The organism is Burkholderia sp. EMB26, assembly GCF_024730645.1.
GTDB lineage: Bacteria > Pseudomonadota > Gammaproteobacteria > Burkholderiales > Burkholderiaceae > Burkholderia > Burkholderia cenocepacia.
The window spans coordinates 2136765-2159039 of sequence record NZ_CP078070.1 but is presented as its reverse complement, the minus strand read 5'-3'; the positions used below and the strand labels follow the sequence as shown (position 1 = coordinate 2159039).

Annotated in this window: 15 protein-coding genes and 2 tRNA genes; 8 read left to right on the top strand and 9 right to left on the bottom strand. The window is 67.8% G+C overall.

Features of this window, described 5'->3' with window-relative positions:
• Positions 1-99 precede the first annotated feature (99 nt).
• The 4 genes from lon to KU887_RS10135 all read left to right on the top strand — a co-directional run bounded on the left by lon (position 100) and on the right by KU887_RS10135 (position 5248).
• On the top strand, positions 100-2523 hold the full coding sequence (gene lon / locus KU887_RS10150) for an endopeptidase La (RefSeq protein WP_006489349.1): 2424 nt from the start codon (positions 100-102) through the stop codon (positions 2521-2523).
• Between the two features lie 205 nt (positions 2524-2728).
• A tRNA-Val gene (locus tag KU887_RS10145) sits at positions 2729-2804 on the top strand.
• Positions 2805-2827: 23 nt separating this feature from the next.
• Positions 2828-2904, top strand: a tRNA-Asp gene (locus KU887_RS10140).
• Positions 2905-3313: 409 nt separating this feature from the next.
• Complete coding sequence (locus KU887_RS10135; protein WP_212136378.1) at positions 3314-5248, top strand: SurA N-terminal domain-containing protein; 1935 nt, start codon at positions 3314-3316, stop codon at positions 5246-5248.
• Between the two features lie 74 nt (positions 5249-5322).
• Here KU887_RS10135 and KU887_RS10130 read toward each other — a convergent pair whose 3' ends face one another.
• Positions 5323-5991 (bottom strand): arylesterase, encoded by a 669-nt coding sequence (locus KU887_RS10130; protein WP_111441696.1) that lies wholly within the window; start codon positions 5989-5991, stop codon positions 5323-5325.
• Between KU887_RS10130 and KU887_RS10125 the strand changes: the two genes are divergently transcribed.
• Positions 5990-6703: an ABC transporter ATP-binding protein gene (locus KU887_RS10125; RefSeq protein ID WP_196432868.1), complete on the top strand. Its 714-nt coding sequence runs from the start codon at positions 5990-5992 to the stop codon at positions 6701-6703. The two genes, KU887_RS10130 and KU887_RS10125, sit on opposite strands and share 2 nt — an antisense overlap.
• 69 nt (positions 6704-6772) lie before the next feature.
• On the opposite strand, the gene pgi is transcribed toward KU887_RS10125, so the two are convergent.
• The 3 genes from pgi to KU887_RS10110 all read right to left on the bottom strand — a co-directional run bounded on the left by pgi (position 6773) and on the right by KU887_RS10110 (position 11405).
• The gene (gene pgi, locus KU887_RS10120) at positions 6773-8395 is read right to left on the bottom strand and encodes a glucose-6-phosphate isomerase (RefSeq protein ID WP_034201616.1); all 1623 of its coding nucleotides are present in this window, start codon (positions 8393-8395) and stop codon (positions 6773-6775) included.
• A 111-nt stretch (positions 8396-8506) separates the two neighbouring features.
• Positions 8507-10051 carry an NAD(P)H-hydrate dehydratase gene (locus KU887_RS10115; RefSeq protein ID WP_062910561.1) on the bottom strand — a complete coding sequence of 515 codons (1545 nt, stop codon included), beginning with the start codon at positions 10049-10051 and terminating at the stop codon, positions 8507-8509.
• A gap of 52 nt (positions 10052-10103) precedes the next feature.
• Positions 10104-11405 (bottom strand): FAD-dependent oxidoreductase, encoded by a 1302-nt coding sequence (locus KU887_RS10110; protein WP_124633290.1) that lies wholly within the window; start codon positions 11403-11405, stop codon positions 10104-10106.
• Between the two features lie 328 nt (positions 11406-11733).
• On the opposite strand from KU887_RS10110, the gene purL reads away from it, so the two are divergent.
• Positions 11734-15798: a phosphoribosylformylglycinamidine synthase gene (purL, locus tag KU887_RS10105; RefSeq protein WP_034201618.1), complete on the top strand. Its 4065-nt coding sequence runs from the start codon at positions 11734-11736 to the stop codon at positions 15796-15798.
• 5 nt (positions 15799-15803) lie between these two features.
• The gene (locus KU887_RS10100; RefSeq protein ID WP_034201923.1) at positions 15804-16349 is read left to right on the top strand and encodes a GNAT family N-acetyltransferase; all 546 of its coding nucleotides are present in this window, start codon (positions 15804-15806) and stop codon (positions 16347-16349) included.
• A 173-nt stretch (positions 16350-16522) separates the two neighbouring features.
• Here KU887_RS10100 and KU887_RS10095 read toward each other — a convergent pair whose 3' ends face one another.
• From KU887_RS10095 to KU887_RS10075, 5 genes are all read right to left on the bottom strand, one after another.
• Complete coding sequence (locus tag KU887_RS10095) at positions 16523-17305, bottom strand: peptidylprolyl isomerase (protein ID WP_006483903.1); 783 nt, start codon at positions 17303-17305, stop codon at positions 16523-16525.
• An 18-nt stretch (positions 17306-17323) separates the two neighbouring features.
• On the bottom strand, positions 17324-17632 hold the full coding sequence (locus KU887_RS10090; RefSeq protein WP_006483904.1) for a BolA family transcriptional regulator: 309 nt from the start codon (positions 17630-17632) through the stop codon (positions 17324-17326).
• A gap of 1 nt (position 17633) precedes the next feature.
• Positions 17634-18164, bottom strand: a complete 531-nt coding sequence (locus KU887_RS10085; RefSeq protein WP_006483893.1) for a septation protein A — start codon at positions 18162-18164, stop codon at positions 17634-17636.
• 129 nt (positions 18165-18293) lie between these two features.
• On the bottom strand, positions 18294-18725 hold the full coding sequence (gene msrB / locus KU887_RS10080; RefSeq protein WP_006483891.1) for a peptide-methionine (R)-S-oxide reductase MsrB: 432 nt from the start codon (positions 18723-18725) through the stop codon (positions 18294-18296).
• Between the two features lie 44 nt (positions 18726-18769).
• Complete coding sequence (locus KU887_RS10075) at positions 18770-20338, bottom strand: YdiU family protein (protein WP_258250045.1); 1569 nt, start codon at positions 20336-20338, stop codon at positions 18770-18772.
• A gap of 178 nt (positions 20339-20516) precedes the next feature.
• Here KU887_RS10075 and KU887_RS10070 point away from each other — a divergent pair, with 178 nt between their 5' ends.
• Positions 20517-22160, top strand: a complete 1644-nt coding sequence (locus KU887_RS10070; protein ID WP_006483894.1) for a 3-(methylthio)propionyl-CoA ligase — start codon at positions 20517-20519, stop codon at positions 22158-22160.
• The last annotated feature ends 115 nt before the right edge of the window (positions 22161-22275 follow it).

Genomic DNA, 22275 nt, shown 5'->3' with positions numbered 1-22275 from the left:
GGTTACTTTCTTACCGAATATTTCCCGCACTTGAAGGCTTGCAATTCGTTGTGGCGGCCTCAATTACCGAACAATTGATTCCACTCATGGGGAAATGAAATGTCAGGCACCCAACTTCTCCCGCCGGAACGCATCACGCTCCCGCTGCTGCCGCTGCGGGACGTCGTCGTTTTCCCGCACATGGTCATTCCGCTCTTCGTGGGCCGGCCGAAATCGATCAAGGCCCTCGAAGCAGCGATGGAAGGCGGCAAGCACATCATGCTCGTCGCCCAGAAAACCGCGGCCAAGGACGAACCGACCGAAAAGGACATGTACGAGGTCGGTTGTATCGCCAACATCCTGCAGATGCTGAAGCTGCCGGACGGCACCGTGAAGGTGCTCGTCGAGGGCCTGCAGCGTGCGAAGGCATTGTCCATCGAAGAACAGGAGACCCAATTCTCCTGCGAAGTGATGCCGCTCGAGCCCGATCACGCCGACAGCGCCGAAACGGAAGCGCTGCGCCGTGCGATCGTGTCGCAGTTCGATCAGTACGTGAAGCTGAACAAGAAGATCCCGCCGGAGATTCTCACGTCGCTGTCGGGCATCGACGAAGCAGGCCGCCTCGCCGACATGATCGCCGAGCGCCTGCCGCTGAAGCTCGACCAGAAGCAGCACATCCTCGAGATGTTCCCGGTCATCGAGCGCCTCGAGCACCTGCTCGCGCAACTCGAAGCCGAGATCGACATCCTGCAGGTCGAAAAGCGCATCCGCGGGCGCGTGAAGCGCCAGATGGAAAAGAGCCAGCGCGAGTACTACCTGAACGAACAGGTCAAGGCGATCCAGAAGGAACTGGGCGAAGGCGAAGAAGGTGCGGATCTCGAGGAGCTCGAGAAGCGCATCAACGCCGCGCGCATGCCGAAGGAAGCCAAGAAGAAGGCCGACGCCGAGCTGAAGAAGCTGAAGCTGATGTCGCCGATGTCGGCGGAAGCCACCGTCGTGCGCAACTACATCGACACGCTGATCGGCCTGCCGTGGCGCAAGAAGAGCAAGGTCAACAACGACCTGTCGAACGCCGAGCAGGTGCTCGACGAGGATCACTTCGGCCTCGAGAAGGTCAAGGAACGGATCCTCGAGTACCTCGCGGTGCAACAGCGCGTGGACAAGGTCAAGGCGCCGATCCTGTGCCTCGTCGGGCCTCCGGGCGTCGGCAAGACCTCGCTCGGCCAGTCGATCGCCCGTGCGACGAACCGCAAGTTCGTCCGGATGGCGCTCGGCGGCGTGCGTGACGAAGCCGAGATCCGCGGCCACCGCCGCACGTATATCGGTTCGATGCCGGGCAAGATACTGCAAAGCCTCGCGAAGGTCGGCGTGCGCAATCCGCTCTTCCTGCTCGACGAAGTCGACAAGATGGGCATGGATTTCCGCGGCGATCCGTCGTCGGCGCTGCTCGAAGTGCTCGATCCGGAACAGAACCACACGTTCGCCGACCACTACATCGAGGTCGACTTCGATCTGTCGGACGTGATGTTCGTCGCGACGTCGAACTCGCTGAACATCCCGCCGCCGCTGCTCGACCGGATGGAAGTGATCCGTCTGTCGGGCTACACGGAAGACGAGAAGGTCAGCATTGCCCAGCGTTACCTGCTGCCGAAGCAGAAGAAGAACAACGGGCTGAAGGAAGGCGAGATCGACGTCACCGAGCAGGCGATCCGCGACATCATCCGCTACTACACGCGCGAAGCCGGTGTGCGTTCGCTCGAGCGGGAAGTGTCGAAGATCTGCCGCAAGGTCGTGAAGATGCTGCTGCTGAAGAAGGCATCGGGCGCGATCAAGGTCGATGGCGAAAATCTCGACACGTTCCTCGGCGTGCGCAAGTACGACTTCGGCCTCGCGGCGAAGGAAAACCAGGTCGGTCAGGTGACGGGCCTCGCGTGGACGGAAGTCGGCGGCGATCTGCTGACGATCGAAGCCGCGGTGATGCCCGGCAAGGGCAACGTGATTCGTACGGGTTCGCTCGGCGACGTGATGAAGGAGTCGGTCGAGGCCGCACGTTCGGTCGTGCGCTCGCGTTCGCGCCGTCTGGGCATCAAGGACGAAGCGTTCGAGAAGCAGGACATCCACATCCACGTGCCGGAAGGCGCGACGCCGAAGGACGGTCCGTCCGCCGGCGGTGCGATGACGACCGCGCTGGTATCGGTGCTGACGGGTATCCCCGTGCGTGCCGATGTCGCGATGACGGGCGAAATCACGTTGCGTGGCGAAGTGCTGCCGATCGGCGGGCTGAAGGAAAAGCTGCTGGCTGCGCATCGCGGCGGCATCAAGCTCGTGCTGATCCCGGAAGAAAACGTGAAGGATCTCGCGGACATTCCGGACAACGTGAAGAACGCGATCGAGATCGTGCCGGTCCGCTGGATCGACAAGGTGCTGGAGCTCGCGCTCGAGCGTTCGCCGACGCCGCTGCCGCCGGAAGAAGAAGCGAAGGCAGCAGCGCCGGTCGGTGAGGCGGCGAAGGATGCCGGCTCGACCGAAGTGGTCAAGCACTGAAGCCCTGAACGCCGTCGTTGCTGACGGTCGTTCACGAAACCCGCGGCGCTGTCCGCGGGTTTTTTTATGCGTATCGGAATCGTGCGCGCGCGCGTTAAAAAAATTCGCGTGCGGGCTTGGCAAAATGATCGGGGATGAATTAAACTTGCGGGCTCGCTGATTGTTGATGCGGAAACGCAGATCGCAGTCAGAACGAATCGGAAACGGGTGCTTAGCTCAGCTGGTAGAGCGGCGCCCTTACAAGGCGTAGGTCGGGGGTTCGAACCCCTCAGCACCCACCAGTTTCCCGATTCAGCCAGACCAAGGAGCGGTAGTTCAGTCGGTTAGAATACCGGCCTGTCACGCCGGGGGTCGCGGGTTCGAGTCCCGTCCGCTCCGCCAGAAAATGAAGAAGCCCGCCTCGTGCGGGCTTTTTCATTTGCATCGTTCGTCGTGCCCGCTTGCGGGCAGTGTGACGGCGGGGCGGAGGAAGCCGCCTGCGCGGCTTGCGGCGGGACGAGCAGGGATGCGCGTGTACGCGCATCCGCGGCCTGCGGGATGCAGGCGAGTCCCGTCCGCTCCGCCAAACAAACGACAGTGCCCGCGTCGTGCGGGCATTGTCGTTTGTGCATTCGGGCATTCGGTTTTGCGCCCGCTGGCGGGTGCGTGAAGAAGCCCGTCTCTCGTGCCGGCTTTTTCATTTCGCGTGTCCCGTTGTCGCATCCCGCTCGCGCACGGTACGCCTGCGTTTTTTCCCGTCCCACCCCGTATGTTGTAATATCGGACGTTTTGTCCAATTTTCCCGTCACGCATGCTCGATTTCTTCCGTAATCACCAGCGCCTGATGATGGCGCTCCTGCTCCTGATCGTGTTGCCGGGGCTGGGTTTCGTCGGGATCCAAGGCTTCCGCGGCTTCTTCGACGACAGTGCGAACGTCGCGGCAGTCAACGGGCACAAGATCACGCGGGTCGAATTCGACGGCGCGTTTCGCCAGCAGATCGACCAGGCGCGACAGGCGCTCGGCGGGCAGTTCGACATCAAGATGTTCGACACGCCCGAGCATCGCAAGCAGGTCCTCGACGGCCTGATCCAGCAACGCGTGCTGGCCGACGAGACGCAACGTCTGCACCTGACCGCCTCCGACAACGCCGTACGCGACGCGCTGATGAGCGACCCGATGATCGCGTCGCTGAAGAAGCCCGACGGATCGATCGACGTCGAACGCTATGCACAGCTGCTGTCGTTCCAGGGAATGACGCCCGAGCAGTACCAGGAGCGCGTGCGTTACAGCCTCGCGCTGCAGCAGATTCCGGCGAGCATCGTGTCGAGTGCGTTCACGCCGAAGAGCCTCGCGCAACGCCTGTCCGAACTCGCCGCGCAACAGCGTGAAGTGCAGGCGCTCGTGCTGAAGACGAGCGACTTCGCAGCGAAGGTGCAGCCGACCGACGCGCAGCTCGCCGCATACTACGACGCACACAAGCAGAGCTTCGCGACGCCGGAAACCGCGACGATCCAGTACCTCGTCTATTCGCCGGCCGCAGCGGCCGCGAGCGCGCAGCCGACCGAAGCGGACATCAAGAAGTTCTACGACGACAATCCGACGCACTTCCGTACCGAAGCGCAGGTGCGCGTGAGCCACATCTTCATCGCCGCGCCGGGCAGCGCCAGCGCGGCCGACAAGGCGGCCGCGAAAGCGAAGGCCGAGCAATTGCTCGCCGACGTGAAGGCGCATCCGGACCAGTTCGCGCAGATCGCGCAGAAGAGCTCGCAGGACGCGCCGTCGGCGGCGAAGGGCGGCGACCTCGGCTTCATCACGCGCGGCTCGACCGCGGGCGGCAAGGCGTTCGACGATGCCGCGTTCTCGCTGAAGCAGGGCGACGTGAGCGGTATCGTGCAGTCGGACCTCGGTTTCCACATCCTGAAGGCGACCGAAGTGAAGCCGGCGGTCGTCAAACCGTTCGCGGAAGTGAAGGACCAGATCGCGATCGACCTGAAGCAGCAGTACGCATCGAAGGCGTTCTCGGACAACGCGGAAGGGTTCACGTCGACCGTCTACGAAAAGGCGAAGACGCTGCAGCCGGCCGCGGACAAGTACAAGCTGACGATCCAGACGGCCACCGTCACGCCGACGCCGAATCCGCAACTGCCGGCGACGAGCCCGCTGAACAACGCGAAATTCCTCGCCGCCGTGTTCGCGAACGACTCGGTGAAGAACCAGAACAACACGCAGGCGATCGACGTCGGCAACAATACGTTGATCTCCGCGCGCGTGACCGACTACAAGCCGGCTGCCGTGCCCGCACTCGATGCGATCAAGGACGTCGTGCGCCAGAAGGTCATCGCCGAGCAAGCCGCGGAACTCGCGAAGAAGGATGGGGCGGCGAAGCTGGCCGAGCTGCAGAAGTCGAAGTCGACCGACGGCTTCGCGGCCGCGCAGAAGGTGTCGCGCACGCAATCGCAGGGCCTGACGCCGGCTGCGCTGAGCGCCGTCTACAAGGTCGATGCGAAGACGCTGCCGGCGTACGTCGGGGTCGATCTTGGTGCGGACGGTTATGCGATCTATCGCGTGAACGCGGTGATCCCGGGGTCGGCGGTCGATCCGCAGCAACTGGCGGCCGCGCAGCAGCAGATGGCGCAGGTCGACGCGCAAAGCGAAGGCGAGGCGTATCTCGCCGCGCTGCGCGATCGCTCGAAGGTGAAGCTGTACGGCACGACGGCCAGCCAGCAGCAAGACGGCGACAACTGAACGTCGTTTCGCCCGCAACCATCAAAAAGCCCCGCTCGAAGCGGGGCTTTTTGTTTTCCGGTGCGCGGCTGCGCTCAGCCGTGCGGCTTGCCGAGCAACGGCTTCAGCGCCGGCCACACGTTGTCGAGCAGAATGCCCTGGGCTTGCTGCGCGGGATGCATCTGGTCGGCCTGGAACATCTCCGGCTTGTTCTCGATGCCGGCCAGCAGGAACGGCACGAGCGGCACGGCGAGGTCCTTCGACAGCCGCGTATAGACCGCGTGGAACTTCTGCGTGTAGTCGGGGCCGTAATTGGGCGGCACGTACATGCCGACCAGCACGACCTTCGCCCGCGCACGCTGCGCGCTGGCGATGATGTCGCGCAGGTTCTGCTCGGTCGTCGCGAGCGGCACGCCGCGCAGCGCATCGTTCGAACCGAGTTCGACGACGACGATCGACGGCTTGAGTCGCTGCAGCACCGCGGGCAACCGCGCACGGCCGCCGCTCGTGGTGTCGCCGCTGACGCTGGCGTTCGCGACGCTATAATCGATTCGCTCGGTCGTGAGCCGTTGCCGCAGCAGTGCAACCCAGCCTGTGTCGCGCGGCAGTCCGTATTCGGCCGAGAGACTGTCGCCGAGCACGACGATCACGGGCTGGCTCGATGCCGACGCCGTCGAGGCGCGCGCGGGTACGGTGACGGCCAGCAGGGTGCCCAGCAGCGCGGCGGCCGCCGCGCGTCTTTTCCAGCGAAATGTCGTGTCCATGTTCAAGATTACCGATCCGATCATCGAAGTCCATGACGTGTGCAAGCGGGTTGCCGATGCAACGGGCGAGCTGACGATCCTCGACGGCATCACGCTCGCCGTGCAACCGGGCAGCAGCCTCGCGATCGTCGGCGCATCGGGGTCGGGCAAATCGACGCTGCTCGGCCTGCTTGCGGGGTTGGACAGCGCGACGAGCGGCACGGTTCGCCTGCTCGGCCGCGCGCTCGACCAGCTCGACGAGGACGAGCGCGCGGCGCTGCGCAACGGCGCGGTCGGATTCGTGTTCCAGTCGTTCCAGTTGATGCCGCACCTGACGGCGCTCGAGAACGTGATGCTGCCGCTCGAACTGCAGGGCGGCATCAGCGCGCGCGAGGCGGCCGAGCGTGCCCGGGCGCTGCTCGTGCAGGTCGGTCTGGGCGAACGCACCACGCATTATCCGAAGCTGCTGTCGGGCGGCGAACAGCAGCGCGTCGCACTCGCACGCGCGTTCGTCACGCGTCCGGCGATCCTGTTCGCCGACGAGCCGACCGGCAGCCTCGACGCGGCCACCGGCCACGCGGTCATCGACCTGATGTTCGAACTGAACCGCACGCACGGCGCGACACTCGTGCTCGTCACACACGATGCCGAACTCGCGCGCCGCTGTGCGACGACGGTGACGATCGAAGCGGGGCGCATCGTCGCGCCGCACGCGGCATCGCGCAACGCGTGAAGGGTCGTGCGGGCCGCGCAACCTGAGTGGCGCGGCCCGCATGGGCATGGGCGTTGATGCGTCAGTGCTTCAACGCTTGAGCGCCGCACGGGCGCGCTCGATCAGCGCCGTGGTCGACGAGTCGTGCTTCGCCGGGTCGACCGATTCGGCGGACAGGTCGGCTTCGACGACCTTGCCGAGAATCTTGCCGAGCTCGACGCCCCATTGGTCGAACGGATTGATGTCCCACACCGTCGCCTGCACCAGCACCTTGTGCTCGTAGAGCGCGATCAGCGCACCGAGCGCGCGCGGCGTCAGCGCATCGACGAGCAGCGTCGTGGTCGGGCGGTTGCCGGGGAACGTCAGGTGCGGCGCGAGCGCTTCCTTGCCGGGCCCGGCGACCTGGCGCGCTTCTTCGAGCGTGCGGCCGAGCATCAGCGCCTCGCTCTGCGCGAAGCAGTTCGCGAGCAGCTTCGGATGGTGGCTCGCGAGCGGATGCTCGGGCGTCAGCACCGCGATGAAGTCGATCGGCACGATCGTCGGCCCCTGGTGCAGCATCTGGAAGAACGCATGCTGGCCGTTGGTGCCCGGCTCGCCCCACGTGACGGCCGACGTCGGATAGTCGACGAAGGTGCCGTCCAACCGCGCGGATTTGCCGTTGCTCTCCATTTCGAGCTGCTGCAGGTACGACGGCAGGTAGTGCAGCGCTTCCGAATACGGCGCGACGAGATAGCTCTGCGAGCCGAAGAAGTTCCGGTACCAGATGCCGATCAGGCCGAGCAGCACCGGCAGGTTGCGCTCGAGAGGCGCTTCGCGGAAGTGGCGGTCCATGTCGTTCGCGCCGGCCAGCAGCTCGTCGAACTGCTCCGGGCCGACCGCGATCATGATCGACAGGCCGACCGCCGACCACAGCGAATAGCGGCCGCCGACCCAATCCCACATTTCGAACACGTTGTCCGCGGCGATGCCGAACTTCACGACTTCGGCCGGGTTCGCCGACACGCCGACGAAGTGCTTCGCGAGCGCGTCCTCGGGGCAGCCGCGCGCGACGAACCAGTCGCGCAGCGAGCGTGCGTTCGTCATCGTCTCGAGCGTCGTGAAGGTCTTCGACACGATGATCGCGAGCGTTTCCTCGGGATCGACCTGTTCGAGCACGCGCGCGAGATCGGCGCCGTCGACGTTCGACACGAAGTGGGTCGAGATCTCGGGCGTCGCGACGTGGTGCAGCGCATGCACGACCATCTTCGGCCCGAGATCCGAGCCGCCGATGCCGATGTTGATCACGTGGCGGATCCGCTTGCCCGTATAGCCCGTCCACGTGCCGCTGCGCACGGCGCGCGCGAACGTCGCCATCTTCGCGCGCTCGGCGCTCACCTGCGCGTGGAACGGCGCTTGCGGGTCGGTCGCGCGCAGCGCGGTGTGCAGCGCGGCGCGGCCTTCGGTCGGGTTGACGATCTCGCCCGCGAACATCGCGTCGCGGCGCGCTTCGACGCCCGCGTCGCGCGCGAGCTGCACGAGCAGGCGCACCGTTTCGTCGTCGATGCGGTTCTTCGAGAAATCGGCCGCAAGACCGCCGCCCGGAATCGTGAAGCGTTCGGCGCGGGTCGGCGCGCGGTCGTTTTCCGGCGCGAACCAGTCGCGCAGCCGCGCGTGGCGGATCTGTTCGAAGTGGGATTGAAGGGCAGTCCAGGCGGGGAGCGATTTCAGCGTCATGACGGTTCGAGTGAAGCGTGAATCGGGAGGAATGCCGCGCCGGCTCATCGGGATCGGAAAGCCGGCGGACGAGAAGGCCCGCCGTGCGGCGGGGCAGTCAGTATAGCGGCGTTACGTGTCGGCGCGCGGCGACGGATAAAAAAGGCGATTGATCAGCGTGCGCACCATCGGCGCGAGCTCGCCCGCGGTGAGCCCGGCCGGGCCGGTGCCGTTCGCGGTCAGCGTGTCGGCCGCGAGGCCGTGCAGGTAGACGCCGGCCAGCGCGGCTTCGTATGGCGCGACCCGTTGCGCGAGCAGCGCGCCGATCAGGCCGCCGAGCACGTCGCCGGTGCCGCCGGTGGCGAGCGCCGCGTTGCCGGTCGGGTTGATCGCTACGCGTCCGTCGGGCGCGGCAATCACCGTGCCCGAGCCTTTCAGCACGACGATGCCGGCGTAACGGGCGGCGAGCGTCTGCGCGGCCGCGACGCGATCGCGCTGCACCGCGGCCGTGTCGCTGCCGTGCAGGCGCGCGGCTTCGAGCGGATGCGGCGTCAGCACGCACGGCTTGCCGCGTGCGCCGCGCGCGGCGACGGCGGCCGCGAGGTCCGCGTGCGTCGCGACGAGGTTCAGCGCGTCGGCATCGAGCAGCGTCGGGAGGTCGTGCGCGAGCACGTCGCGCACGAGCGTCGCCGCGGCCTCGCGCGTGCCGAGCCCGCAACCGGCCGCGATCGCGGTCATCGCGCCGAGGTCGAGCGTGTCGGCCGGATGCAGCATCAGTTCGGGGAACGGCGGGTCGTACGGCGGCGCGCCCGCGCCAAGGAAGCCGACGTGCACCTTGCCGGCGCCCGCGAACAGCGCGGCGCGGGCGGCGAGGATCGGCGCACCGCACATGCCCGTGTCGCCGCCGAGCACCGCGAGGCTGCCGTACGTGCCCTTGTGGGACGCGAAGGCGCGCGCGGGCAGCGCCGCGGCGAAGCGCGCGGGCGCATTCAGCACGATGGCCGGCGCGGCGGGCGGCGCGACGTCGAGCGACGCGACGTGGATCTCGCCGGCGAGATCGCGGCCGTCGCCCGTGTAGAGGCCGGGCTTCGCGCCGATGAAGGTGAGCGTGTGGGTGGCCGCGACGGCGACGCCCGCGCCGACGATCCGGCCCGTATCGCTGTCGAGCCCGCTCGGCACGTCGAGCGCGAGTACGCGGCCGCCGCTGCGCGCATGGGCGGCGATGCGTGCGGCCTGCTCCGCGAACGCGCCGTCGAGCGCACGGCCGAGGCCGATGCCGAACAGCCCGTCGACGACCCACGCGTAGCCCTCCAGCGACGCGGGCGCGGTGGCCGACAACGGCACGCCGGCGGTGCGCGCGAGGCCCAGCGCCCATTGCGCGTCGTCCGGCTTGACCGGCACCGGCATCCACGCATGCGTGGCGACACCGAGCTGCTGGAGCTGCGCGGCGGCCACCAGCGCGTCGCCGCCGTTGTTGCCGGGGCCGACCGCGAACCAGACGGGGCGATCGTCGCCGGCGACGCGTTCGGACAGCCAGTGCGCGGCGGCGGCGCCGGCGCGGCCCATCAGCGTGTGCGGCGGCAGCGCGGCGGCGGCGTCGGCTTCGGCCGCGCGCAGGTCGGCGACGCGCAGCAGTGCGATCGGATCGGAATCGGGAAGCGGGCGGGTAACGGTCATCGCGGGATCGTGGCGGCGGGCAAGGAGGCCGCCACGGGTCGGCCCGCGGCGGTTAGATCGTGAAGCGGCCGGCGCTCAGCGCGGCGAGCGTGTCGGCGGGCCAGTGCTGGACGTTGCCGCCCAGATAGTCGGTCACCACTTTAGCAGACCCGCACGCGAGGCCCCAGCCGGCCGGGCCATGGCCGAAATTGACGAACACGCGTGGGTGCGGGGTCGGACCCACGACGGGCAGGCCGTCCGGCGACAGCAGTTGCATGCCCCGCCACGGCAGGGCGGCGGAGATCTTGGCGGCGCCGGGCACCCAGTCATGGACGGCCTGGCCGAGCAACGCGAGCGCGGCCTCGGACAACGGCTCGGCAAGCGGTTTCGCGGTATCGGCGACGCTCTGCAGCACGGCGGCGCCGCCGACGCGCAGCCGCTGGTGGGTGCGCGTGATCGAGATCCGCTTGATCGAATCGACGACGCAAAGGTGCGGCGAGTGTTCCTCGTACGCGACCGGTGCGGTGAGCGTATGGACGCGCGCCGGGTGCAGCGGCAGGCGCCAGCCGAGCCGTTCGAGCAGCGGGAGGCTGCCGGCGCCGGCGGCGACCACGATCGCGTCCGCGGAAATCACGTCGACCTCGCGCGCCTGCGCCGCGCGCCGGTTGCCCGGCGGCACGAGCTCGACCGCGGCGCGGCCGCTGTCGACGCGGATCGCGGCGACGTCCGCGCCGAAGCGGAACTGCACGCCGTGCTCGTCCAGCGTCTGCTTGATCAGTTTCGCGAACAGCGGGCAATTGCCGGTGCGCTCGGTTTCGAGCAGCACGCCGCCGGCAAAGCCGGGTTCGGCCGGCACCGACGGTTCGAGCGCCGCGCATTCGTCGGCGGTGAGGGTGCGGTACGGCTGGTCGAGCGTGCGCAGCAGGTCGAGCGCCGGTTGCAGCGCATCCCAGTCGCGCGGATCGCGCACGACGTGCAGGATGCCGGGTTTCTGTTCGAATTCGAGCTCGAGACGCGCGTCGATATCGGCGAGCGCGTCGCGCGACGCGTCGATCAGCGGACGCAGCCGCGCGTACTGCGCGGCGAACGCGTCGGGCTCGCGCAGCGTGCCGAGCTGCTTGACGAAGCGGCGCACGCCGCCGTTGAAGCCCGGCTTGTAGACGATGCCGCTGTCGCGCGGCTGGCGCTGGCGCATGAAAGTCGGGCCGAACCAGACGTCGAGCGGGCTCGGCAGCAGCGCGCCGCCGTCGCCGTAGGTCGCACCTTGCGCGACGGTCGCGTGGCGTTCGACCACGCACACGCGATGGCCGGCCGCGCGCAGCTGGTAGGCGGTGGCGACGCCGCTGATTCCGCCGCCGATGACGATGACATCCATGGAGTGCTTCGATGACGGGCGGCGCGCACGCCGCCCGGTGAGAATTCGCTGAGGGCCGGGCCCGGTGAACCCGGAATGATAGCGCCAAAAGTGCGCGAGCCGGCGCCGGCCGAGCATGGGTCGTGCGGTCGGGCCACGGCGGCGGGCATCCTGGGCCCGCGCAGGCCGGCCCGGCGGGCGGCCGTGCGCGCCACGCGTCCCGGCACCGTCGCGGTGCATGCGGACTACCGATCGGCCGGTCTTGGGCGGCCGACTTCCGGGTATAATTACGGCCTTCCTTTCGCCCCACGTCGCCACCTCGCGCGACTCATCGACGTCAGTCCAGCCCATGGCTCACTTCTCGTGTTTTCCCGGCGCTTCGGCCCTCTCCGATTTCCGTCAAACCCGTCTGCTCGATACGCTCAGGCAAATCGACGCCAACATCGTCGCGGTACGCGGCCAGTTCCTGCACTTCGTCAATGCGGCCGAGCCGCTGTCGGCCGACGACAGCGCGCGCATCGATGCGCTGATGCACTATGGCGAGCCGTTCCAGCCGGCGGGCGAGAAGGGCACGACCGAGACCTTCGTCGTGCTGCCGCGCTTCGGCACGGTCTCGCCGTGGGCGAGCAAGGCGACCGACATCGCGCAGCACTGCGGCCTCACGCAGGTGCGCCGCATCGAGCGCGGCGTCGAATTCACGGTCACGCTGAAGTCGGGCCTGCTCGGCGGCAAGAAGGCGCTGTCGGACGACGCGCGCGCGGCCGTCGCGGCCGCGCTGCATGACCGGATGACCGAAAGCGTGGTCGCGGCGCGCGACGACGCGAAGCACCTGTTCGACGAACTGCCGGCCAAGCCGCTGTCGACCGTCGACGTGCTGGGCGTCGGCCGCGGCGCGCTGGAGCGCGCGAACGTCGAGCTGGGCCTCGCGCTCGCCGACGACGAGATCGACTATCTGGTCGACGCGTTCCGCAAGCTCGAACGCAACCCGACCGACGTCGAACTGATGATGTTCGCGCAGGCGAACAGCGAGCACTGCCGCCACAAGATCTTCAACGCGCAGTGGACGATCGACGGCGAAGCGCAGGACATGTCGCTGTTCGCGATGATCCGCAACACCGAGAAGCTGAGCCCGCAGGGCACGATCGTCGCGTATTCGGACAACTCGTCGATCATGGTCGGCGCCGAGGCCGAGCGCTGGTTCCCGCGCAAGGCCGGTGCGCCCGGCGAGCCGGGCGAGCGCTACGGCCGCCACACCGAACTCACGCACACGCTGATGAAGGTCGAGACGCACAACCACCCGACGGCGATCTCGCCGTTCCCGGGGGCGGCGACCGGCGCGGGCGGCGAGATTCGCGACGAAGGCGCGACGGGCCGCGGTGCGCGCCCGAAGGCCGGCCTCACGGGCTTCACCGTGTCGAACCTCGACCTGCCGGACGCCCGCCAGCCGTGGGAAAACGCGCGCGACGCCGCGCAGCCGGTGGCCGAGCGCAACCCGAACGAGCAGCACGGCCCGTACGGCCGCCCGGACCGCATCGCGTCGCCGCTGCAGATCATGATCGACGGCCCGCTCGGCGGCGCCGCCTTCAACAACGAATTCGGCCGCCCGAACCTCGGCGGTTACTTCCGCGTCTACGAGCAGAACGTCGGCGGCACGGTGCACGGCTATCACAAGCCGATCATGATCGCGGGCGGCCTCGGCAACATCGCGGATCAGCACACGCACAAGCACGACGTGCCGGCGGGCTCGCTGCTGATCCAGATCGGCGGCCCCGGCATGCGGATCGGCATGGGCGGCGGCGCCGCGAGCTCGATGGCGACCGGCGCGAACACGGCCGAACTCGACTTCGACTCGGTGCAGCGCGGCAACCCGGAAATCGAGCGGCGCGCGCAGGAAGTGATCAACGGCTGCTGGCAGCTCGGCGCGGAAAACCCGATCCTGAGCATCCACGACGTCGGCGCGGGCGGCCTGTCGAACGCATTCCCCGAAATCGTCGACGGCGCGGGCAAGGGCGCGCGCTTCGAACTGCGCAAGGTCGCGCTCGAGGAATCGGGCCTGTCGCCGCGCGAAATCTGGTCGAACGAGGCGCAGGAGCGCTACGTGCTGGCGATCGCGCCGGCCGACCTGCCGCGCTTCGAGGCGATCTGCGCGCGCGAGCGCTGCCCGTTCGCGGTGGTCGGTGTCGCGACCGACGAACGCCAGCTGAAGCTCGTCGACGACGAAGCGACGGGCGCCGACGAATACCCGGTCGACATGCCGATGGAAGTGCTGCTCGGCAAGCCGCCGCGCATGCACCGCGACGTCACGCGCGTGAACACCGAGCGTGCGCCGGTCGACGTGACCGGCATCGCGCTGTCGGCGGTCGCGCTCGACGTGCTGAAGCACCCGACGGTCGGCAGCAAGTCGTTCCTGATCACGATCGGCGACCGTTCGGTCGGCGGTACGTCGGTGCGCGACCAGATGGTCGGCCCGTGGCAGGTGCCGGTGGCCGACTGCGCGATCACCGCGCTCGACTACGCGGGCTTCAAGGGCGAGGCGATGACGATGGCCGAGCGCACGCCGCTCGCCGTGATCGATGCACCCGCATCGGGCCGCATGGCCGTCGGCGAAGCGATCACGAACATCGCGAGCGCGCCGATCGCGTCGCTCGACAAGCTGAAGCTGTCCGCGAACTGGATGGCCGCGTGCGGCACGGCCGGCGAAGACGCCGCGCTGTTCGACACGGTCAAGGCGATCGGCATGGAGCTGTGCCCGGCGCTCGGGATCGGCATCCCGGTCGGCAAGGATTCGCTGTCGATGAAGACGAAGTGGGACGAGCAGGGCGTCGCGAAGGAAGTGGTGTCGCCGGTGTCGCTGATCATCTCCGCGTTCGCGCCGGTCGAGGACGTGCGCCGCCATCTCACGCCGCAACTGCGCCGCGTGGCGGATGCGGGCGACAGCGTGCTGATCGCGATCGACCTCGGCCGCGGCAAGAACCGGATGGGCGGCAGCATCTTCGCGCAGGTGACGCAGCAGGTCGGCGACACGACGCCGGACGTCGACGACGCGGAAGACCTGAAGCGCTTCTTCAACGCGATCCAGTCGCTCAATGCGCAGGACAAGCTGCTCGCGTACCACGACCGCTCGGACGGCGGCCTGTGGGCGACCGTGTGCGAAATGGCGTTCGCGGGCCACGCGGGCGTATCGCTGAACGTCGACATGCTGACGCTCGACCCGAACCACGAATCCGACTACGGCGACGCGAAGGACTGGGCGAAGCAGACGAGCGGCCGTCGCGACGACCGCACGCTGCGCGCGCTGTTCTCCGAAGAGCTCGGCGCCGTCGTGCAGGTGCGCGCGTCCGACCGCGACGCGGTGCTCGGCGCGCTGCGCGAATTCGGCCTGTCGACGTGCTCGCACGTGATCGGCTCGGTCAACGATCGCGACGTGATCGAGGTGTACCGCGATGCGAAGAAGATCTTCGACGCGCCGCGTACCGAGCTCCATCGCGCCTGGAGCGAAGTGAGCTGGCGCATCGCGCGCCTGCGTGACAACCCCGCCTGCGCGGATGCCGAATACGACGCGCTGCTCGACGCGGCCGACCCGGGCCTTTCGCCGGTGCTCACGTTCGATCCGGCCGACGACATCGCCGCGCCGTTCATCGCGACGGGCGCACGGCCGCGCGTCGCGATCCTGCGCGAGCAGGGCGTGAACTCGCATCTGGAAACGGCGTATGCGTTCGACCGCGCCGGCTTCGATGCGCACGACGTGCACATGAGCGACCTGCTCGCGGGCCGCGCGACGCTGGCCGATTTCGCGGGTGCGGTCGCGTGCGGCGGCTTCTCGTACGGCGACGTGCTGGGCGCGGGCGAAGGCTGGGCGAAGACGATCCGTTTCAACGCGAACCTCGCCGACATGTTCTCGGCCTTCTTTGCGCGTCCCGATACGTTCGCCCTCGGTATCTGCAATGGCTGCCAGATGCTGTCGAGCATCGCGTCGATGATCCCGGGCGCGCAAGCGTGGCCGAAGTTCACGCGCAACAAGTCCGAGCAGTTCGAGGCGCGTTTCTCGTTCGTCGAAGTGGAGAAATCGCCGTCGATCTTCTTCGCGGGAATGGAAGGCTCGCGGATTCCGGTCGCGGTCGCGCACGGCGAAGGCTATGCGGACTTCTCGCAGCAAGGCGACATCGACCGCGTCGCGGTCGCGATGCGTTACGTCGACCACCGCGGCGAAGCGACCGAGCGCTATCCGTTCAACCCGAACGGGTCGCCCGCCGGCATCACGTCGGTCACGACGGCTGACGGCCGCTTCTCGGTGCTGATGCCGCACATGGAGCGCGTGCATCGTACGGTGACGATGAGCTGGCACCCGGAAGGCTGGGGTGACGCGAGCCCGTGGATGCGGGTGTTCCGCAACGCACGTCGCTGGATCGGCTGATCCGGATGATGTTCGACCCGAACGCGCCGGTCGAGGTCGTCACGCTGCGTGACGAGCGTGCGAGCGAGGCCGACGCGATCGGCCGCGTGATCCGTGCGGCGTTCGCGGGCGAGCCGCAGGGCGGCGCGTTCGAGCAGCGCATCGTCGACACGCTGCGCGCGGACGGTGCGCTGAGCGTATCGCTCGTCGCGGAGCGCGACGGGCGCATCGTCGGGCACGTCGCGTTCTCGCCGGTCGCGATCGGCGGCGAGCCGGCCGGCAGTCAGCAGTGGTACGGGCTCGCGCCGCTCGCGGTGCGGCCCGATTGCCAGCGGCAGAGCATCGGCGCGGGGCTCGTGCGCACGGGGCTCGACGCATTGCGCCGGCTCGGCGCGCGTGGCTGCGTGGTGCTCGGCGAGCCGGCGTATTACGCGCGTTTCGGATTCGAACCGCACGGCGACATCGTGTTTGCGGGCGTGCCGGCCGAGTATTTCCTCGCGCTGTCGCTCGATGATTCCGCGCCGCTGCCGGCAGGCGACGTGCGTTACCACGACGTGTTTTATCCCGCGTAGCGAACGCTGCGGGCGGGTGACGGCCTGGCACAATAAAAAACCGCTCCTCGGAGCGGTTTTTTATTGTGCGTCGGCTAAGCCCCATCGCATCGCGGCATACCTGTTCGCGCGCGCCAAAAGAAAAAGCCGCTCCGAAGAGCGGCTTGGCGATGCGCGTGTGACGCGCGCCGGCGTTACTGGATCTTGGCCTGCTGGCGCAGACCTTCCTCGAACGCCTGCAGCTTTTGCTGCACGAGCTGTTGCGCGATCTGCGCCTTCACCTGGTCGAACGGCGGCGGGGCGATATCGCGGATGTCGTCGACGCGGATGATGTGCCAGCCGAACTGCGTCTTCACCGGCGTGTCGGTCATCTGGCCTTTCTGCAGCTTCTGCGCGGCCGCCGCGAATTCCGGCACGTACGCCTTCGGATCGGACCAGTCGAGATCGCCGCCGTTCTTGCCCGAGCCCGGATCCTTCGAGTATTGCTTCGCGAGATCCTCGAACTTCGCGCCGCCCTTGATCTTCGCGATCAGGTCCTTCGCCTGCTGCTCGTTGTCGACGAGGATGTGGTGCAGGTGATACTCGCGGTTGCCGCCCACGCCCTTGACGAGCTCGTCGTAGCGCGCCTTCACTTCGGCGTCGGTCGGCTGGTTCTTCTTCAGGAAGCCCTCGATCATCGAGCGCAGCACGACGGTCTGCTGCGCGACGGCGACTTGCGCCTTTACGTCCGGACGGTTCGGGATGCCTTCGCGAATCGCTTCCTGCATCAGGATTTCGCGGTTCACGAGCTCCTGGCGCACGGCCTGCTGCAGTTGCGGGCCGTCGGTCTGGCCTTGCTGGACCAGCTGCGCGACCATCGCGTCGGCGCGCGACTTCGGAATCGGCGTGCCGTTGACGACGGCGATGTTCTGGGCGAATGCCGGTGCCGCTGCAAATGCAGCCGCCGCGACCCACAGGCGGGGGGATGTCAGGATCATCGGGAATTCCTAATGAGACTAGATTGAAGATTCGTTGAATTCTTCGGGCGTGTAAGCCACGATCGCGAGCGCGTGAATGCCGCGCTGCATCGCATCAGCGAGCGCATCATACACCAGCCGGTGCCGCGCGACGCGCGGCTTGCCCGCGAACGCGGACGACACGATCGTGACCGTGAAGTGGCCGCCGGCGGCCGCGCCGGCGTGGCCTGCGTGCTGCGCGCTGTCGTCGCGCACGGTGAGCGACAGCGGCGCGAGCGACGCGGTGAGGCGCGCTTCGATCAGCGCGATGCGTTCGTCGGCGGAGGCGTGGAGAAAGGCGTCGGTCATGTCACTCGTCCTTCAGGTACTTCGTGAGCCACAGGCTCTGCAGGATGATGAATACGACCATCGCGCCCGTCGTCCCGAACAGCTTGAAGTTCACCCATTGCGATTCGGTGAAGTTGTGCACCACGTACAGGTTCGCGACGCCGAGCACCGCGAAGAACAGCGCCCATGCGAGGTTCAGCTTGTCCCACACGGGGGACGGCAGCGTGAGCTGCTTGCCCATCATCTTCTCGATCAGGTTCTTGCTGAACGCATAACGCGCGGCGAGCAACCCGATCGCAAACAGCCAGTACAGCACAGTCGGTTTCCATTGAATGAATTTCTCGTCATGCAGGACGAGGGTGGCGCCACCGAACACGACGATCACGCCGAGGCTGACCCACAGCATCGTGTCCACCTTCCGGTGCCGGAAGGCGACCCATGCGACCTGGGCCAGCGTCGCGACGATCGCGACGGCGGTGGCGGTAAAGATGCCCCAGACCTTGAAGGCGACAAAAAACAGGATGATCGGAAACAGATCGAACAGGAATTTCATGGCGCTCGCAGCTGCGTGACGGGCCGCGGGCGCGGCCTGTCACCGTTGTAGGGACCCGCCAGGCATCGCCGTCGCGGATCGGGGCGGCCAGCCCGGGGCTGGCTGCCGCGGCGATCCGCCCGGCGCCGCTCATTCGTTTTCGGGTCGGGACTCGAAGTTTAACGCAGCCGAATTGATGCAGTACCGCAAACCGGTCTTGTCGCGCGGGCCGTCCTCGAAGACGTGGCCCAGATGCGCGCCGCAGTGGTTGCAGCGCACCTCGACGCGCACCATTCCGTGCGAGTAGTCGATCTTCTCGTCGATCACCTCGCCGTTGAGCGGCTTGAAGTAGCTGGGCCAGCCGCAGCCGGAGTGGAACTTGGCGCCGGATTCGAACAGCGGCGTGCTGCAGACGACGCACTTGTAGATGCCGGCATCCTCGGTGTCGGTGTATTCGCCGGTGAACGCGCGCTCGGTCGCCGCGTGCTGCGTGACCTCGTACTGCATCGGCGTGAGCCGGCGGCGCAGCTCGGCGTCGTCTTTCTGGTACGGGAAGGTCTTGTCGTCGGAATCGTGGGACATGGGGGTTCTCCTGATCGGTCGGTCGAGATGCGCGGGTTGCGGGCTCAGGACGAGCAGCTCACTTCGAGCGAGCCGGCCCAGTCGGGCGGCAACGCCGCATACGCTTCATGCTCCGGTTGTTCGTCGAACGGGCGGCGCAGGATCTGCGCGAGCCGCTCGACTTCCGAAAAATCCTTTTCCTTCGCGCGCCGGATCGCGACTTCGGCCAGATGGTTGCGAAGCACGTATTTGGGGTTCGCGCGGTTCATTGCAACCGCGCGTGCCGCGTCGTCGCGCGTTTCCTCGGACAGCCGCGCGCGATAGAGGTTCGCCCATGCGTCGAACGCTTCACGGTCGATGAAGAGGTCGCGCACGGGCGCGTCGCGGCTCGCGTCGTGCTTCGAGATCTGCGCGAGCCGGCGGAACGTCAGCGTGAAATCCGCGTGGCTCGCATGCATCGTCTCGAGCAGCTTGTTCGCGAGTTCGGCGTCGCCCTCGCGCTCGAGCGCGAGGCCGAGCTTCGCGCGCATCGCGCGTTCGAGCGCGGGGCCGAAGCGTTCCGGAAACTTCGCGAGTACGGCCTGGGCGTCGTCCACCGCGCGCTCGGCGCGCGCATCGTCGTCGGCGATGCCGTGCTGCAGCCCGATCAGCGGCAGCAGCGCCTGCGCGAGGCAGTAGCAGTTCCAGTGCGCGATGCGCGGCTGCATCCGGTACGCATAGCGGCCGCTGGTGTCGGAGTGGTTGCAGATATGGTTCGCATCGAACGCGTCGACGAAGCCGAACGGACCGTAGTCGATCGTCACGCCGAGGATCGACATGTTGTCGGTGTTCATCACGCCGTGGCAGAAACCGACGGCCTGCCATTGCGCGACGAGGTCGGCCGTGCGCAGCGTCGCGGCCTCGAGCAGCGCGAGGTACGGATCGTCCGCGTCGCGGCAGGCCGGATGGAAGCGGTCGATCACGTGATCGGCAAGCTGGCGCAGCAGGTCGGGGCGATCGTTCGAGAAGAAGTGCTCGAAGTGGCCGAAGCGCACGAAGCTTTCCGACACGCGCGTGACGACGGCCGCCGTCTCGATCTCCTCGCGCACCACCGGCTGGTCGGAGCCGATCACCGTCAGCGCGCGCGTGGTCGGGATGCCGAGGTGATGCATCGCTTCCGAGCACAGGAACTCGCGGATCGACGAGCGCAGCACCGCGCGGCCGTCGCCCATCCGCGAATACGGCGTGCGGCCGCCGCCCTTGAGCTGCAGTTCGTAGCGCCGGCCGTCGGTGCCGGGCAATTCGCCGATCGTCAGCGCGCGGCCGTCGCCGAGCTGGCCGGCCCACACGCCGAACTGGTGGCCGGAATAGACCGACGCATACGGCATCGCGTTCGCGGGCCAGTCGCGCGTCGGGTTGCCGGCGAACAGCTCGGCGAAGCCGGGCTGCGCGGCGAGCGTGGGCGGCAGATCGAGCAGCTGCGCGACTTCGTCGGAAAAGCCGACGACGTACGGCGCGGCAAGCGGCGCGGCCGGCAGCCGCGTATGAAACGCGTCGCCGAGCGTGACGAACGCGCGCTCGGCGGGCGCGCCGAGCGTCGCGGCGAGGTCGGGGAGGGTGTCAGCCGCATCGGCTGCGCTTCGGGAAAACGACATGTTGAGCGCCTCTGGGTAAGCCGATATTGTAAGGCGGCGCCGCGCCGCCCGCATGGCGGCCCGCGCGCCGTGCGCCACGCCCGTCCGGGGCCGCTGACGGGCGCACACCAGGGCTGCTTCGCTACGGAAACAGCCCCCAGGCTGGTCACCGATTCGCATCCTCAGGGAGAACAAGACGATGGGTAAGCCGTTGCTGGGCCAGATGATGGATGTGCCGTTGCTCGTGTCGTCGCTGATTTCGCATGCCGCGCGGCACGCCGGCGACACGGAGATCGTGTCGAAGCGCGTGGAAGGCGACCTGCATCGCTACACGTACCGCGATTGCGAACGCCGCGCGAAGCAGCTGGCGCAGGCGCTGGCGCGGCTCGGCGTCGAAACCGGCGACCGCGTCGGCACGCTGGCGTGGAACGGCTACCGGCATCTGGAAGCGTATTACGGGATCGGCGGGATGGGCGCCGTGTGCCACACGATCAATCCGCGCCTGTTTCCCGAACAGATCGCGTACATCGTCAATCACGCGGAAGACCGCTACGTGCTGTTCGACATCAATTTCGCGCCGCTGGTCGACGCGATCGCGCCGCAATGCCCGCACGTGAAGGGCTGGATCGCGATGACGGACGCCGCGCACCTGCCGTCCGCCGCCACGCCGCTGCTCTGCTACGAAACGCTCGTCGAAGCGGAAGACGGCCACTACGACTGGCCGCGCCTCGACGAACAGCAGGCGTCGGGGCTCTGCTACACGTCCGGCACGACAGGCAACCCGAAGGGCGTGCTGTATTCGAATCGTTCGACCGTGCTGCATGCGTACGGCGCCGCGCTGCCCGACGCGATGAACCTGTCCGCGATGGACGCCGTGCTGCCCGTCGTGCCGATGTTCCACGTCAACGCATGGGGGCTGCCGTACGCGGTGCCGCTGACGGGCGGCAAGCTGGTGCTGCCGGGCAAGGATCTCGACGGGAAATCGCTGTACGAGCTGATGGAGGCCGAGCGCGTGACGTTTTCCGCGGGCGTGCCGACCGTGTGGCTCGGGCTGCTGAACTACATGCGCGAAGCCGGTGTCCGTTTCTCGACGCTGAACCGCACGGTGATCGGCGGCTCCGCGTGCCCGCCCGCGATGCTGCGCACGTTCGAGGACGAATACGGCGTGCGCGTGATCCATGCGTGGGGGATGACCGAACTGTCGCCGCTCGGCACGCTCGCGAAGCTCAACTGGGCGCAGTCGCAGCGGCCGCTCGACGCGCAGCGCCGGCTGCTCGAGAAGCAGGGGCGCGTGATCTGCGGCGTCGACATGCGCATCGTCGGCGACGATGGCCGCGAACTGCCGTGGGACGGCGTCGCGTTCGGCGAACTGCAGGTGCGCGGGCCGTGGGTGATCGACCACTACTTTCGCGGCGACGCGTCGCCGCTCGCGGACGGCTGGTTCCCGACCGGTGACGTCGCGACGATCGACCCCGACGGCTTCCTGCAGATCACCGACCGCAGCAAGGACGTGATCAAGTCGGGCGGCGAGTGGATCAGCTCGATCGACATCGAGAACGTCGCGATCGCGCATCCGGGCGTGGCCGAGGCCGCCTGCATCGCCTGCGCGCATCCGAAATGGACCGAGCGGCCGCTGCTCGTCGTGGTGCCGCGCGAAGGCGCGAACCTGAGCCGCGACACGCTGCTCGCGTTCTACGAGGGCAAGGTCGCGAAATGGTGGATTCCCGACGACGTCGTGTTCGTCGAATCGCTGCCGCACACCGCGACCGGCAAGCTGCAGAAGCTGAAGCTGCGCGAGACGTTCCGCGACTACGTGTTGCCGACGGCGGTGTGCGAGCCGTAAGCCCCGAGTCGGGCCGGCGCCGGCCCGCGAACGGTCGCCCGACGCCGGTCGCCCGCTGCCGGTCGCCCGATCCGTCCCCGGATCGGGAACAAAATTCAAATTGAACGACCGTGCT